At 54.7% G+C, this 14,697-nt stretch carries 9 protein-coding genes; 5 read left to right on the plus strand and 4 right to left on the minus strand.

The window, feature by feature from the left end; translation table 11 throughout:
• Positions 1 to 21 precede the first annotated feature (21 nt).
• Both B145_RS0111970 and B145_RS0111975 read right to left on the minus strand, forming a co-directional pair.
• Positions 22 to 1,155: an ABC transporter ATP-binding protein gene (locus B145_RS0111970; RefSeq protein WP_018607626.1), complete on the minus strand. Its 1,134-nt coding sequence runs from the start codon at positions 1,153 to 1,155 to the stop codon at positions 22 to 24.
• Positions 1,156 to 1,232: 77 nt separating this feature from the next.
• Positions 1,233 to 2,900: an alpha-glucosidase family protein gene (locus B145_RS0111975; protein ID WP_018607628.1), complete on the minus strand. Its 1,668-nt coding sequence runs from the start codon at positions 2,898 to 2,900 to the stop codon at positions 1,233 to 1,235.
• A gap of 307 nt (positions 2,901 to 3,207) precedes the next feature.
• On the opposite strand from B145_RS0111975, the gene B145_RS0111980 reads away from it, so the two are divergent.
• A complete protein-coding gene (locus B145_RS0111980) occupies positions 3,208 to 3,930 on the plus strand; it encodes a substrate-binding periplasmic protein (protein WP_018607630.1) in 723 nt (240 codons plus the stop codon).
• Positions 3,931 to 3,978: 48 nt separating this feature from the next.
• Here B145_RS0111980 and B145_RS0111985 read toward each other — a convergent pair whose 3' ends face one another.
• Complete coding sequence (locus tag B145_RS0111985; RefSeq protein WP_018607632.1) at positions 3,979 to 4,953, minus strand: LacI family DNA-binding transcriptional regulator; 975 nt, start codon at positions 4,951 to 4,953, stop codon at positions 3,979 to 3,981.
• Positions 4,954 to 5,388: 435 nt separating this feature from the next.
• On the opposite strand from B145_RS0111985, the gene B145_RS27500 reads away from it, so the two are divergent.
• From B145_RS27500 to B145_RS0112005, 4 genes are all read left to right on the plus strand, one after another.
• Positions 5,389 to 10,086, plus strand: a complete 4,698-nt coding sequence (locus B145_RS27500) for a PAS domain S-box protein (protein ID WP_018607634.1) — start codon at positions 5,389 to 5,391, stop codon at positions 10,084 to 10,086.
• Positions 10,083 to 11,168, plus strand: coding sequence for a response regulator (locus tag B145_RS0111995; RefSeq protein WP_018607636.1), 1,086 nt, complete (start codon positions 10,083 to 10,085; stop codon positions 11,166 to 11,168). Before B145_RS27500 ends, B145_RS0111995 begins: the two co-directional genes overlap by 4 nt.
• Before the next feature lie 13 nt (positions 11,169 to 11,181).
• Positions 11,182 to 12,753 carry a bacteriohemerythrin gene (locus tag B145_RS0112000; RefSeq protein ID WP_018607637.1) on the plus strand — a complete coding sequence of 524 codons (1,572 nt, stop codon included), beginning with the start codon at positions 11,182 to 11,184 and terminating at the stop codon, positions 12,751 to 12,753.
• 144 nt (positions 12,754 to 12,897) lie between these two features.
• A complete protein-coding gene (locus B145_RS0112005; protein WP_018607639.1) occupies positions 12,898 to 13,992 on the plus strand; it encodes an AbrB family transcriptional regulator in 1,095 nt (364 codons plus the stop codon).
• A gap of 21 nt (positions 13,993 to 14,013) precedes the next feature.
• Here the strand turns inward: B145_RS0112005 and B145_RS0112010 are convergent, their stop codons facing one another.
• A complete protein-coding gene (locus B145_RS0112010; RefSeq protein WP_018607640.1) occupies positions 14,014 to 14,691 on the minus strand; it encodes a GntR family transcriptional regulator in 678 nt (225 codons plus the stop codon).
• Between the last annotated feature and the right edge of the window lie 6 nt (positions 14,692 to 14,697).

The following is a 14,697-nucleotide window of genomic DNA, read 5'->3' on the forward strand; positions in this document are numbered from 1 at the left end:
GCAGCCTTGGCGTGGCCCGACTTATCGGGAGCCGCCTTTTTCTCCGCTGACAGCATGACGCGCAAACGCCTTACCCTCTGCGTTGAACATATATACCCATTGCTCAGGGATATGCAGCCAGACTCTAGAACCGGCAGCGGCATCCACACTGGGATGTGCCCTTACGGTCATCAGGTGCTCGGAATCGGGCACCTGCACGTAAAGATAGGTCAGGTCTCCCAGCCGTTCCTGAGCCATCACTTCACCCTGCAAAACGTTGCCTGAGGGCGCCTGCCCTGCCCCAACCAACTCCACATGTTCGGCACGAAAACCCACCGTCACCTTGCTTTGCACAACCACACCACTGGCATCCACACTCGCCTGCAACTGGGTGCCCTGTGGCAGGGCCACCGTGGCAGACTGGGCATTGCCCGACACCACCGTGGCCTCCAAGAAATTCATCTTCGGCGAACCGATAAATCCCGCCACAAACAGGGTTGCAGGATTGTGGTAAAGCTCCAGGGGGGCGCCCACCTGCTCCACAAGACCGGCATTGAGCACCACGATGCGGTCTGCCAGCGTCATGGCTTCCACCTGATCATGGGTCACATAGATCATGGTGGCCGCCAACTGTTTATGCAGTTTGGCTATTTCGATACGCATCTGCACGCGCAGTGCTGCGTCCAGGTTGGAAAGCGGCTCGTCAAACAGAAATACGTCAGGCTTGCGCACAATGGCCCGGCCAATCGCCACGCGTTGACGTTGCCCGCCTGAGAGCGCCTTGGGCTTGCGTTCCAGCAGGTGCTCAATCTGCAGAATGCGGGCAGCATTTTCTACGGCAGCTCTTTGCTGCGCCTTGGTGTAGCCTGCCAGATGCAGGCCAAAGGCCATGTTCTCGGCCACATTCATGTGCGGATACAGCGCGTAGCTCTGAAACACCATGGACACACCTCGGCGCGCTGGCGGCTCGTCATTCACTTGGCGCCCACCAATGTACAGTTCCCCGGCGCTGATGTCCTCCAGCCCGGCGATGCTGCGCAACAAGGTTGATTTGCCGCAGCCGGACGGCCCGACAAAAACAATGAATTCACCGTCGGCAATTTCCAAATCAATCCCATGCAGCGTTTTGACTTCGCCGTATGACTTGTGAATGCCTTTGAGCACCACGTCGGCCATGTTGTCTCCTGATTCTTGACTGTAACTACGCACTCGTTCTCAGGGCATCTCGCAGCCAGGCTGCTTGCCCCACTGATTCAATCTGCCGCAGCAAGGGGCTTGCCAAAGAAACCGCTCCAGGCTGGCAGCACCAGCTTTGTCTGCGCATCGCACACGTCGATCTCGGCCCCGCCCAACCCATGCCCGGTCAAGGCTGCCAAAGGCATGGGCACCACATATTCAACCGCCTCTGGCGACAAATTGAAGGCACAGAACACCTCCTGGCGATCCATACTACGCATAAAGCATAGTACAGAATCCGGCGATGTCATGAAGCGGATATCCCCCTTGGCCAGCACTGGCAGGTTGCGCCGCCAAGCCAGGAAACCACGGTAGAAATTCAGTACCGAATCGGGCTGTGCCGCCTGTGCATCCACAGCCTGTACCTGGTGCGCCTGGGGGATCGGCAACCATGGCTCATGCGTGGAAAACCCCGCGCCTTCGCCCTGCACAGTCCAAGGCATGGGCGTGCGACAACCATCCCGCCCTTTGTAATCGGGCCAGAATGCGATGCCATACGGATCGCGCAGGCGATCGAAGGGGACTTCGGCATCTTCCAGCCCCAACTCTTCGCCTTGATACACACAGAAACTACCGCGCAGGCTACCAATCACAGCGAACAGTAGCTTGGCAAATGCGGCCTTTTCAGCAGGCGTCTTGAGCATATGCCCCCAACGCGTCATCACCCGTTGTGCGTCGTGATTAGAGAAGGCCCAGCAGCCCCAACCTTTGACCGGGTTGATGCGTGCTTCGAAATTCTCAACCTCGGTGCGGATATGTTCGGCGGAAAACGCGTCGGTCAGGAAGGTAAAACTGTAGGCCATGTGCAATTTATCGCCGTGAGCCGTGTATTCCGCCATCACCCGCACGCCGTCCTCATCGCCAATCTCTCCTACGCTGGCAACCTTGTACTCATCCAACAGCACGCGCAGGCGTTTGAGGAAGGCCAGATTCTGTGCTTGCGTCTTGTCGTAGGCATGAATTTGCATGCCATATGGATTGTTCTGCGGAATGGCGGTACGCACCTCTCCATCCATCAGGAACGGGGGGTTGTTGCGCAACTCCTTGTCATGGAAATGAAAATTGCAGGCATCGAAACGGAAACCATCCACCCCACGCTTGCACCAGAAGCGTACCGTTTCGAGCATCGCATCCTGCACGGCAGGATTGTAAAAATTCAGATCCGGCTGCGAAGTCAGGAAATTGTGCAGGTAATACTGGCAGCGCCGTGAATCCCATTGCCACGCCACCCCGCCAAACACCGAAAGCCAATTATTGGGGGGTGAGCCATCGGGCTTGGGGTCTTGCCATACATACCAATCGGCATAGGGATTGTCTCGCCCCTGGCGGCTTTGCTTGAACCAGGGGTGGGCTTCAGAGGTGTGTGAAAGAACCTGGTCAATCACCACCTTCAAACCCAATTCATGGGCACGCGTCACGAGCGCATCGAAATCAGCCAAGCTGCCGAACAGCGGATCGACATCGCAGTAATCGGAAACGTCGTAGCCAAAATCCTTCATCGGCGAGCGGAAGAAAGGCGAAATCCAGATCGCATCCACCCCCAACGCCGCCACATAGGGTAGGCGCGCAATGATGCCGGGCAGATCCCCCACGCCATCCTTGTTGCTATCGCAAAAGCTGCGCGGATAGATTTGATAAATGGATGCGCCACGCCACCACTCGTCTCTTTGTACCGAAACTGACACCACTGTCTCCAATGATCCGTTCGAAGCGGATGCGTTATGTTTGTAACCGGTTACAAAGTTAAGTTCTTGCGCGAAGACTGTCAATACCTCTGATGTATACCCCTACACTATTTCGCAAAATAGTTGATTCAACTCTTTCTTACAAGCCACAGGCGTTTACATCTGGCAAATGTGTTCCTGCCCAACTACCAATCAATTACACATCCTGAACCTGTTTCACGATCTGTAAAACAGATTCCAAGGATGACAGGCTTTACCCCCTATTCCGTCATTTCGCCGGAAGCCCTCAGTCAGGAGGAAGACTGAAATGAAATTCTGGATCAAATTGGGAAGCGTGCTGGGTCTGATCTCGATTTGTTTTGGGGCGTTTGCAGAATCCCCCACACTCACCATGGGCGTATTCAGTTGGGAACCTTATGTCAGTACGAATCCGGAACATTACGGCGTTATTTCTGAGATTGCGATCACGGCATTGGAGCGAACAGGTTACAAGATCGAGGTTCATGACTACCCGTTTTCACGGGTCATGAAAAACCTGGAGTTCGGCATCATCGACATCGCTCCGGCCATTTCTCCCAATACGGAACGAGCCAAGACCGTCGATTTCTCCTCCCCCATCTATAACGTGGAAATGGGTTTCACCTTCAAAAAAGGCCGAATACATTACCAGACAATTTCTGATCTCAAAGCTTACACGGCTGGCGTCATGCTCGGAACATTCTGGATCAACGAGCTAACTTCAGCAGGTATCCTTTACGAGGGGGCCGCCGAGCAGGAGCAAAACATCAGGAAGCTGATCCTCGACCGGGTAGACTTTGTCTGCATGCCCAAGGGTGTCGCCTGGCATCTGCTGACACAAATGGGTGAAGACCCGAACAACTATGAATTCGGGCTATTCAAGCATGAGGGCCAACCACTCGGTATATCGAAAAGAACCCCATTCAAAACGTTGCGTGAGGATTTTGAACGAGGGCTCGCCAGCATCAAACGGGATGGAACCTATGACAAAATTGTGGCGAAATACAAATAGCCCGCCTCACCCCTGCTGATACAAAAATCTCCCCACGTTGAACCACTTTCAATGCTCGCCGCCCGGCGCCAAAGCAATACTCCCCCCTTCATGCAGATAGACGGGCACCAACACCTGGCGCGGGGGTTTCTTGTCGATGGCCTCAAGCACCAGCGATACCGACTCATGGGCAATCTGCGGAATGTCCTGAGCCACGGAAGCCAAGCCCGGTTGCAGCTCTGCCGCCAAACCATCGAAGCCCATCACGGACATTGCCTCCGGCACACGCACGCCAAGGTCTTGCAAAGCGCCGTAGGCACCTACGGCCATCTCGTCGGTGGCACAGAAGACCCCCGTGGGACGTTGCCCGGCGAGCCAGGCGTCTCGCATCAGGCGATAGCCGCCCAGCACAGAGGACTCGCCATGCACCTGCACGAAGGAGATTTGCTCCATGCCAAACGCCTTCAGGCCCTGTACGAAACCGTCCGCTCGGTCGGCATGCCACTGGGCTTCACCCAGCACACTCAGATGCAGCAATCGGCGGTGCCCCAATCCCAACAGCGTTTGCGCAGCCAGGCGCCCACCCCCGATGTCATCAGGAGCTACGCAGGATACGCCAGGGAAGTGGCCGATCAGCACGGCAGGCAAATCACGTTCGGCCAGAAAACGCATCCGCTCTTCCACATGCGAGGTGTTGAACACCAACACCGCATTGAGCGGGCGACGCCACGTAGAAAGATCGGCAGGCAACTCAATGAACTGGATGGCGCGTTCCTGCATCTCGCGCACGAGTGCACGCCACACCACATTGAAATATGGCGAGAGGCGGTTTTCACCATAGCCCACCCACATTCCAATAGCATATTTCGAGCGCATTGACAGCTCCCGTGCTACCGGATCAGGCGCATAGCCAAGTTGCTCCATAACCTCCAGCACTTTGACCCGGGTTGCCTTTGCCACAGTGCTGTGACCATTGATAACCCGGCTCACAGTACCCGTCGACACCTGGGCCTGAGCAGCAATCTCGCTGATGGTGATTTTCAAAGTTCCACCTCTAGACCAACCTTGTAATCGATTACAAAGTCAAATCATACCAATAAACAGCCCGATGCAGTGGCACTGGCGATTCAGACACGATACACACAATGACACAAACGCCAATGCAGCAAAGCCCGCCCAATGGGGCACACAGCACTCTGCCACGTGGTTTCAAACGAACGCAAGCGTTAATGTTACCAATGTGATGCCTTGTTTGTCCGGTTGGCAGATCTGGAGTGGCACCTTGGTAAAACGCAACACCAGAAGCGCAGGCCATGAAGTGATCCGCACAGGGCCCACCCAATGCGGTAGGCGGCTGGGAAGCCCCTTTGCACCACCAAGACGTGAACATGTAAAAAGGATCAGCAGGTGCCCTCCACAACGACTCTTGCACCTTCACCCCAGCCTCGGCCACCGTTGAGCCAGACAAAGGCTGTACTTTTGTACGGCCTATTCCTGGTCGCCTGGATTCTGGCCCCCAATACCCTGCTGCTCCCCCAATTGCGCAGTAACCTGCTCACCTGGAGCATGCTGCTCCTTCAAGGCATGGGATGCCTCGCCATGTCAGCGGTACAACTCCATGAACTGGCAAAAAATGCAGCGCCCCCTGCAGCCCCCCCTTCCGAGGCAGCAAGCAAGCCTCCCGCTTGGCAGGCATGGCCGCACTGGCCTCTGCTGGGGATCACACTGCTCCCTGTGCTGATTGGCAGCACCGCCCAAGGCGCCGCACTCCTATGGCCCAGCCTTGCCACCATGATGGGCTGCCTATGCATCCACGCAACACTATGGCTGGCCTGGCAAAAACAGTTGGAGAACACCCATCTGGTAAAAGATATCGCCAGCAACCAATTGCTCAAGCACTTCTACGACCTACCGTTTGCCGGCATGGCAACCTGCTCACTCAATGGGCGAAAACTGCAGCACTGCAATGACAAGCTCTGCGAAATCGTGGGCTACTCGCAAGAGGAATTGATCAATCTGGACTGGACCGAAATCAGCCACCCCGACGATGTGGCGAAGGAAGTCGAAGCATTCCAGAAGATTCTGCAGGGTCAAACCAATGGCTATAGCCAGGAAAAGCGCTTCATCCGCAAAGGCGGAGAGATCGTTTATGCCACAATAGATGTCCATGGCATCTACAACCCAGATGGTTCTCTACAATGCGTGGCTGCATTGGTGCATGACATCACCGAACAAAAGCGCATCACGCAACAACTGCTCGACAGCGAACAGAGCTACCACACGCTGGCTGACTCGGCCCCCGCACTGATCTGGACCTCCGGGCCTGACAAGCTCTGCAACTACTTCAACAAGGTCTGGTTGAACTTCACCGGCCGCTCGCTCGAACAAGAACTTGGCAACGGTTGGGCAGAAGGCGTCCACCCAGACGATTTTGCATACTGCCTGGAATATTACCTGAGCCACTTCGATCAACGTCTCAACTTCAACATGGATTACAGGTTGCGCCATCACAGTGGGGAATACCGCTGGATACGCGACAGCGGCTGCCCGCGCTACAGCCGTTCTGGCACATTCCTGGGCTATATCGGCTACTGCCTGGATGTAACTGATCGCGTCCTGGCACAAAAGGCACTGGAAGAAAGCGAGGCACGACTTCGTACCATTGTGCGCAACCTGCCCATGGTTCTTTGCACAATAGACAAGAATGGCATATTCACCATGTCGGACGGCAACGGCCTCAAGGCCCTGGGCCTCAAGCCAGGAGAAGTCGTGGGGCAATCCGTCTACACGCTATACGCCAGCCACCCGGAAATCCTCAAATATATCAATCTGGCAATGTCTGGCGAACAGATTCGCGGCCAGACAACCATCAACAACATTCTTTACGACAGCATATATTGCCCTATCCCCGGCATTGAAAGCACCTCTGGCGTCATGATCACCAGTCTGGATATTACAGAACGCAGAAACGCAGAAACCGAACAGCAGCGCAACATGGCACGGATCGAAAGCCTACTGCGCGTCGCCAATTTCCATGCACGCAATGCACAACATTTGCTCGACTACATCCTGCACCAAGCGGTTGAACTGAGCCAAAGCACAGCAGGCTGCATTTTCATCCGAGACAAGAATCACTTTACCCTCAGCAATATAACCGAAGAGGCTGATAACGCATTTGTCATCCCTGCACAGAAGATTCATTACACGCTTGAAGACATGGTCTACTTCCACGAGGCCATCCTTCAAGGCACTCCCATCATTCGCAATGCGACAAATGGCTGGCAGACAAAAGCGACGTCTTCGACGGACATCATCCAGCTGCTGAGCCGCCATCTATGCATTCCTTTGAGGGCCAACGGCACAACTCAAGCAATCCTGGTGCTTGCCAACAAACTTGGCAACTATGAAAAAGCGGACGCCACCCAGCTTACACAGTTCATGATCAGTGCATGGAACATGGTTGAGCAGCGTCAAGCCGAAGATCAGTTTGTACGCATCTCCGATTTGCTGAACATCTCGCAAAAACTGGCACACGTGGGAGGCTGGGATTTCAACCCGCATGACAACTCACTGTATTGGACCGATGAGAACTACCGGATTTTTGAAATACCGCCAGAAAACTACGAGCCCAAGCTTGATAGTACGCTTGCCTTTTTTACCCCCGAATCGCGTGCCCGCAGGGATATCGCATTTGCCACGGCCATGGCCGAGGGCACGGGATTCGACCTTGAACTGGAACTGGATACCGCACAAGGCAATAGGCGCCAGATCCGCGCCACCTGCGTCGTCGTCAAAAATGGCGATACGATAGACCGCATCATCGGTGCTTTGTTGGACATCACCCCCTACAAAACCATCGAAGCAGAATTACGCAAGCATAAAGAGAATCTGGAGGAACTTGTCACCCAACGCACGCAGGAACTCATGCAGGCACTGGATACAGCCGAACGCGCCACCCGTGGCAAGAGTGCCTTTCTTGCCACCATGAGCCATGAAATCCGCACGCCGATCACCGCCGTGCTGGGCATGACGCATCTGGCCTTACAAACCAATCCAACGCCGAAACAAAAAGGCTATCTCGAAAAAATATCCATCTCGGCCAATCTGCTGCTCGGCATCATCAACGACATCCTCGATTTCTCAAAAATCGAGGCAGGCCGATTGGAGCTGAGTTCAAGTGAATTCGTACTGGCCGACGTCCTGGACAAAATCATCACCGTCATCAGCCTAAAAGCAGCAGAAAAGAAACTGGAGTTTCTCGTCAAGATTGAACAGGACACGCCCTATACCCTTATAGGCGATGCCACACGACTGGGGCAGATCCTGCTCAATCTGTGTTCAAATGCAGTGAAGTTCACCGATCAGGGCGAAATTATTCTTGAAATATCCAATGCTCCTGGTATCAAAGAAGATCTGGTTGAGATGACTTTCAAAGTCAGAGATACCGGAATTGGCTTAAGCCCCGAACAGATCAGCCTACTGTTCCGCCCGTTCTCCCAGGCAGATTCTTCCAATGCCCGCCGGTTCGGCGGCACGGGATTAGGGTTGGCCATCTGCAAACAACTCGTTGAATTGATGGACGGATACATCAGCGTTGAGAGCGAACCCGAGCATGGCAGTACCTTCAGCTTTTCCATTCCCTGCAAACGGGGGCAGAAATCCACCCTGCCGCAACCGTACCTAGTTAAAGATATGCAGATGCTGACCGTCCTGGTCGTAGATGCCAACACCACGGTCCAAAATATCCTACACGACCTTCTCCTGAGGTTTGATTACACGGTGATTTGTGCAGACTCCGCACATCAAGCCTGCGACAGGCTTGCGCAAATACCCCATCCACACGTACATGTTTTGTTGGCGGACTGGAAAGAAGCGCCTGAAGACATGCACGCCCTGATTGAATTGGCCAAACAGCTCAACAGCAATACAAAAGTCATCAGAATGACACTGGGAGCGGAACAGGAAACCTCACAGGACAGTGACAGATGGTTATCAGACGCAGAAATCATCAAACCGATCACGGCATCCACTTTATTTGACGCGATCATGAATGCATTTGGCAAAGAACATTTCGCCAGTACCCAGACTCCGGTCAATCAGCCGCATCGCAGACAATCTCAACCCTTATTGGGTAACAAGATTCTGCTGGCAGAAGACAACGCCTTCAATCAGCAAGTGATCCAGGAAATACTGGAGAGCGCGGGTTTCGAAATCGTCATTGCAGAAAATGGCCAAATTGCATTGGATCTGGTCTCGGCAGAACATTTTGACGCAATCCTGATGGATGTACAGATGCCCATCATGGACGGCCTGGAAGCTACCCTCAGGATCAGGAAAGGCCCCGCACAGGCTCAAATACCCATTATTGCCATGACTGCTCACGCCATGATTGAGGAGCAGCGCCGCTGCCTGGAAGCAGGCATGAGCGATTTCATGACAAAACCAATTGAACCGGAGACGCTGATTGCCAAGCTGGCATTCTGGGTCTCGGACAAAGATTCACGCCATCATCATACCAACAGTGCCACAGACACCCTACCATCGACAGAAGAGGCATGGCCGGCAGAACCATCCCCTGCCCTTTCGATTGAGACCGGTTTGCGCTATTGCAACAACAAGCCGGATTTTTATATAAAAATACTGAAAGAATTCAGCAGAAATCACTACGACAGCGCTGACCGCCTACAGGAAGCCCTCGTCCATAATCAACCGGATGCAGCAAGGATTCTCGCTCACTCCCTCAAATCGGTTGCGGCGTCAATCGGTGCAGGCAGTCTCTCAGACACTGCGGCTGCATTGGAACGGAGCATTCAAAACGAACCCGGCGCAGACGCGTCCCTCTTGATCGAACGCTTGGATCAGGCGCTGTCCATAGCGATGGATGCCATTCAAGCCACCATTTCCCGTTGGGATGCAAGCCATCCGCCCAAATTTCCCTCAACGGAAGGCATACCGTCTGCACTGGAATCCACCTTCCTCATACGCGATAGGCTTGAAACCGATCTGGGCGAAGCACTTGAACGACTGCCCGATTTGCTGGCCGCTACCAAAAATGGCCCGGCCTCCAACCTGAGCGAAGCCTTGTGCGAGGCACTGAACAGCTTCGAATTGGAGCGTGCCAAAAGTGTGCTGAATTCATTGATTATCCAATTAGAGTCGGAGGAGGCTGCGCCATGATCCTCACGAACACGAAGCCCAGAATACTTGTCGTGGAAGACACGCCAGAACACATCCATATTCTGATTGAAAGTCTACACGATGATTTCGCCATCACTGTTGCAACCAGTGGGGAACGTGCGCTGAAATTGGCCAAAGGTGAAAACCTCCCGGACATTATTCTGCTGGACGTTATTATGCCCGGTATCAGTGGATATGAGGTTTGCCGGATACTGAAGAGCGACCCGCAGACGCGCGACATCCCGATCATTTTCATGTCTTCACTCAACGAGGAAGATGACGAACGCCTGGGACTTGAAATAGGCGGCCTGGATTACATTTCCAAGCCATTCCGCCCTTCCCTGGTCAGAGCGAGAATCAACAATCAACTGGAACTCAAGCGCCATCGCAACCATCTCGAAGACATCGTGATGGAGCGGACCCACGAGTTGCTGCTCACACAGGATGCTGCGATATTTGGTTTGGGCATTCTGGCAGAGTTTCGTGACACAGAGACCGGCATGCACATTCGACGTACCCAATCCTATGTTGGGCTGCTTGCCAAACACCTTGCCTGCATCCCGAAATATGCGGGTGTTTTCAGCGAAGAGATGCTTCATTTGTTGATTCAATCAGCACCACTTCACGATATAGGCAAAGTAGGTATCGCCGACAGCATACTCAGAAAACCCTCCTCATTGACAAAGGCAGAATTCGAACAGATCAAACGACATACAGTCTATGGACGTGAAGTCATCGAATCCATTGAGGCCACCATGCGTGACAACGCAGCTTCCGCCTTCCTGCGCTTTGCCAAGGAAGTGACCTTTACCCACCATGAGTGCTGGGATGGCTCTGGCTACCATGGCCTGCGTGGCGAGGATATCCCGCTGTCTGGCCGCCTCATGGCGCTGGCCGATATATATGACGCGCTGACCAGCAAACGCGTCTACAAGGAGCCTTTTTCGCATGAAGACACCATGAAGATCATGTGCAATGGGGATAACCGGACACGTCCGGAGCAGTTTGATCCCGATATTCTTCAGGCATTTATAGACCTGAGCCCGACTTTCAAAGAAATATCTCGACATTTTCAAGATTGAGTGAGACTTTGCCATGGATGACTCTTACACGCCCTCGCCTTCTGAGCCTACCCAGGTTCTTCTGGTGGATGATGAACGCTTTGTGCATGATCTGGTCAAAGAAGCGCTCAAGGACGATTGTGTCCTGATGTCTGCGGAAGACAGTGCCGAGGCGCTCATGATCATTGAGGCTCAAACGCCGGAGTTGATTCTGCTGGATGTGGAACTCCCAGGCATGGATGGCCTGGATTTGTGCAAGCGGTTACGCGATCTGCCTGCAATCAAAAAAACACCTATCATTTTTCTGTCCGCCCATGACGAAATCACAGACCGTATTGCGGGTTACGATGCAGGCGCAGATGATTACGTCATCAAACCATTCAGCATGCGGGAACTGCGTGCCAAGGTGCTGAGCATGCTCAGCAAGGCCCAGCAACACCGGGCACTTGAGGATTCAGCCGAATTCGCCTCCTCCACGGCCATGACCGCCTTGAGCAGCATGGGAGAAATCGGCGTTCTTCTGGAAGCCTTGAAAAAGTTCAATGCTGCGCATCTGTTTGCCCAGATCGCTGCCACCCTCATCGAGGCTTTGTCTCAATACAGCCTGCAAGGCGTTACCCAGGTTCGCGCCAAAAATCAGAACATATCATGCAACATGCATGGAGAGGCGTCTCCCATTGAGATTGCCATCATAGAGAAGATGATCGGCATGGATCGTATCTTCCAGTTCGGGAACCGCCTGATCATCACTTACGAGCACGTCTCGCTCCTGGTCAGCAATCTCCCTGCCGACGATCCCGAGCGTGTGGGGCGCCTGCGTGATCACCTAGCGATGCTGGCCGAGGGGGCAAATGTACGCGTACAGGCCATTCTGGCCGAAGCCGAAGCAAAAACCCAGGGGGATGTCATCCAGCAGACACTGGCACGCATTACCGAGACGCTCAAGGAATTGGATATTGCCCAGCGCAACAGCCAGGTGCGCACCAATATCGCGGTATCGCAAATGTCTGAAGAAATAGGGCGTGCACTCCTGAGTGTGGCACTCACCGAAGAGCAGGAGGATTACCTGACGACTGTTATCCATCGCGGAGTGGAACACATACTGGATATTAATTCCAGTCAATCCAATCTGCAAAACAAGCTCTCGGCCATCATTCACGACCTGCGGCTGACTGCTGGGAGTGTGGGTGCCTCACCCAATTCCATACGCTTATCCTGGTCGGATCTATTCAGCGTCAATCACCCGATGATTGATGATGATCACAAGACCCTCATCATGAAGGTTAACCGGATTTATGAGGCCATTGAACTCAAAAACAAGGAGCTGATTACCAAGAGCTTCACCCAACTCCTCGACCACACACGCGAGCACTTTGCACGTGAAGAGGAGCTGATGAAGCAATCCGCTTACCCTGGCCTTGCCGCACACGCCACCGAACATGAAAAATTACTCAAGGAGCTTGAGGCGCAAGAGGCCACGCTCCTTACCCATAAAGGCTTGAGGATCGAATCCTTCAACGTGCTGAAAGATTGGACGGTTGAGCACATCATCAATTACGACCGCCTGCTGGGCGCCTACCTAGCTAAAAGGCTGAAGGCCGCTTGAACGGCTGGTCTTTTATGTATACTATTGTATACATAATTACACATCGCCCGATGTCAACATCCGGGTAAAGCGTTCTTCCTCACCAGAGCCAAGCTGCCACAGCCCGTGGCGGGCTTGTGCATATCCGGTTTGGGAGCACACTTCATGTCACATCTGCTAGGCACGCCTGGCCTCAAAACCCTGCTCAACGCTCCTGCTGCCCTGCAATGGGGGCTGTTGCTCGCTTTGTCCGCGCTATTGATCTTTCTTTTTGAGCTGTGTGGGCTCCCCGCCGCCATGTTGCTGGGGGCCATACTTGCTGCCATCGGGCTTGCCGTGGGCGGGGGAAATATCCGCGTACCACGTCTGCCCTTTCATTTCGCCCAGGCGATAGTAGGTTGCATGATCGCCAAGAGCATCACCGCCGATATTTTGGGAGACATGGCGCAGCACTGGCTCTTGTTCCCCGGCATCGTGCTGGCCGTCATCGCCGTCAGTACTTGGGTGGGGTGGATACTTGCCTCACGCCAGATTCTGCCCGGCAACACCGCCGTATGGGGCTGCTCGCCCGGAGCGGCCACAGCCATGACTTTGATGGCCGAAGCCCATGGCGAGGATGTACGCATGGTGGCCTTCATGCAATACCTGCGCGTGGTTTTTGTCGCCGTCGCCGCCACGCTGGTCAGCCGCTGGTGGGTCATCAGCCCTGACGTGGACGCACACACTTCTGTGACTTGGTTTGCCCCGGTAGCGTGGGTGGATTTTGCCGCCACCCTGGCACTAGTGTGTGGCGGCGTGATCCTCACCCGCCGTGTTTCCATTCCGGCAGGCCCCCTGTTGGTGCCATTTGTGGCCGGGGCGTGTCTGCACTGCGGCGGGCGGCTCACCATCACCTTGCCGCCCTGGTTGCTGCTGACCAGCTATTTATTGATCGGCTGGAGCATTGGGCTGCGCTTTACGCTGGCCATTCTCCGGCATGTAGCCCGTGCGTTGCCCAGCATGGCGTTCTCGGCCCTGATCCTGATTGCCTTGTGCGGCGGCATTGCTTTCGTACTGACCCGTACACTGGGCGTCGACCCGCTCACAGCCTATCTGGCCACCAGCCCAGGCGGGGTGGATTCAGTGGCGATCATCGCCACCTCGGCCAAGGCGGACATGCCTTTTGTGATGGCGATGCAGACAGCGCGCTTCTTGGTGGTGCTGATGGTTGGCCCCAGCCTCGCCCGGATGGTGGGTAGCAAGGTGACAGCAAAGCCCTAAGCGCGTAAAGCTGGTCCTGGCTTATTCAGGCAAAAACATCGAAATCCGTGCCCGATAGGCCGAGCGAATATGCTCACGTGCGATCTGCTCGGCGCGTGCCGCGTCACGGCTGACCAGTGCCGCAATCAGTTCCTGATGTTCCTGGATGGATTGCTGACCGCGCCCCGGCACCATCAGGGTAGTCGGCCCCATCAGCCACATCGCTTCCTGCAGGGAATTCAGGCTTTTGAGCAGGTAACGGTTATGCGCGCAGCGGTAGAGCATGTCGTGAAAGGCGCGGTTGTTGCGGGTAAGCTTCTGCGGGTCACCCGCCAGGAGCAGATCCTTTTCCGCAATCTCCTTGAGTACCGCAAGTTCCACTTCCGAGGCATGCTTGGCGGCAAGGCCGGCGGCCGTGCCTTCCAGTACCTCACGCATCACATACAGCTCACCCAACGTCGAATAATCCAGCCGGGCGACCACCAAGCCCTGGCTGGAATCGTTGCTAGCCAGCCCCTCGCTTTCCAGGCGACTCAGTGCCTCCCGGATCGGCGTGCGGCTGAACCCCAGGCGCTCGGCCAGCTCCTGTTCGCGCAGACGGGAGCCGGGGCTCAGTTGCCCCTGTTCGATGGCTTCGCGCAATGACTGGTAGGCTTGCTGCCCACGCGACAGCCCGCTTGCCTTGCCATCGGATGCCGCATCGTCAAAGCCTGAGGTCATGGCCGG

It is taken from the genome of Uliginosibacterium gangwonense DSM 18521, assembly GCF_000373965.1.
GTDB classification, from domain to species: domain Bacteria; phylum Pseudomonadota; class Gammaproteobacteria; order Burkholderiales; family Rhodocyclaceae; genus Uliginosibacterium; species Uliginosibacterium gangwonense.

Excerpts from the sequence above, each read along its gene's own strand:
- B145_RS0111970 (WP_018607626.1), bottom strand. The coding sequence starts at position 1,155 with ATGGCCGACGTGGTGCTCAAAGGCATTCACAAGTCATACGGCGAAGTC.
- B145_RS0111980 (WP_018607630.1), top strand. The coding sequence starts at position 3,208 with ATGAAATTCTGGATCAAATTGGGAAGCGTGCTGGGTCTGATCTCGATT.
- B145_RS0111995 (WP_018607636.1), top strand. The coding sequence starts at position 10,083 with ATGATCCTCACGAACACGAAGCCCAGAATACTTGTCGTGGAAGACACG.
- B145_RS0112000 (WP_018607637.1), top strand. The coding sequence starts at position 11,182 with ATGGATGACTCTTACACGCCCTCGCCTTCTGAGCCTACCCAGGTTCTT.
- B145_RS0112005 (WP_018607639.1), top strand. The coding sequence starts at position 12,898 with ATGTCACATCTGCTAGGCACGCCTGGCCTCAAAACCCTGCTCAACGCT.
- B145_RS0112010 (WP_018607640.1), bottom strand. The coding sequence starts at position 14,691 with ATGACCTCAGGCTTTGACGATGCGGCATCCGATGGCAAGGCAAGCGGG.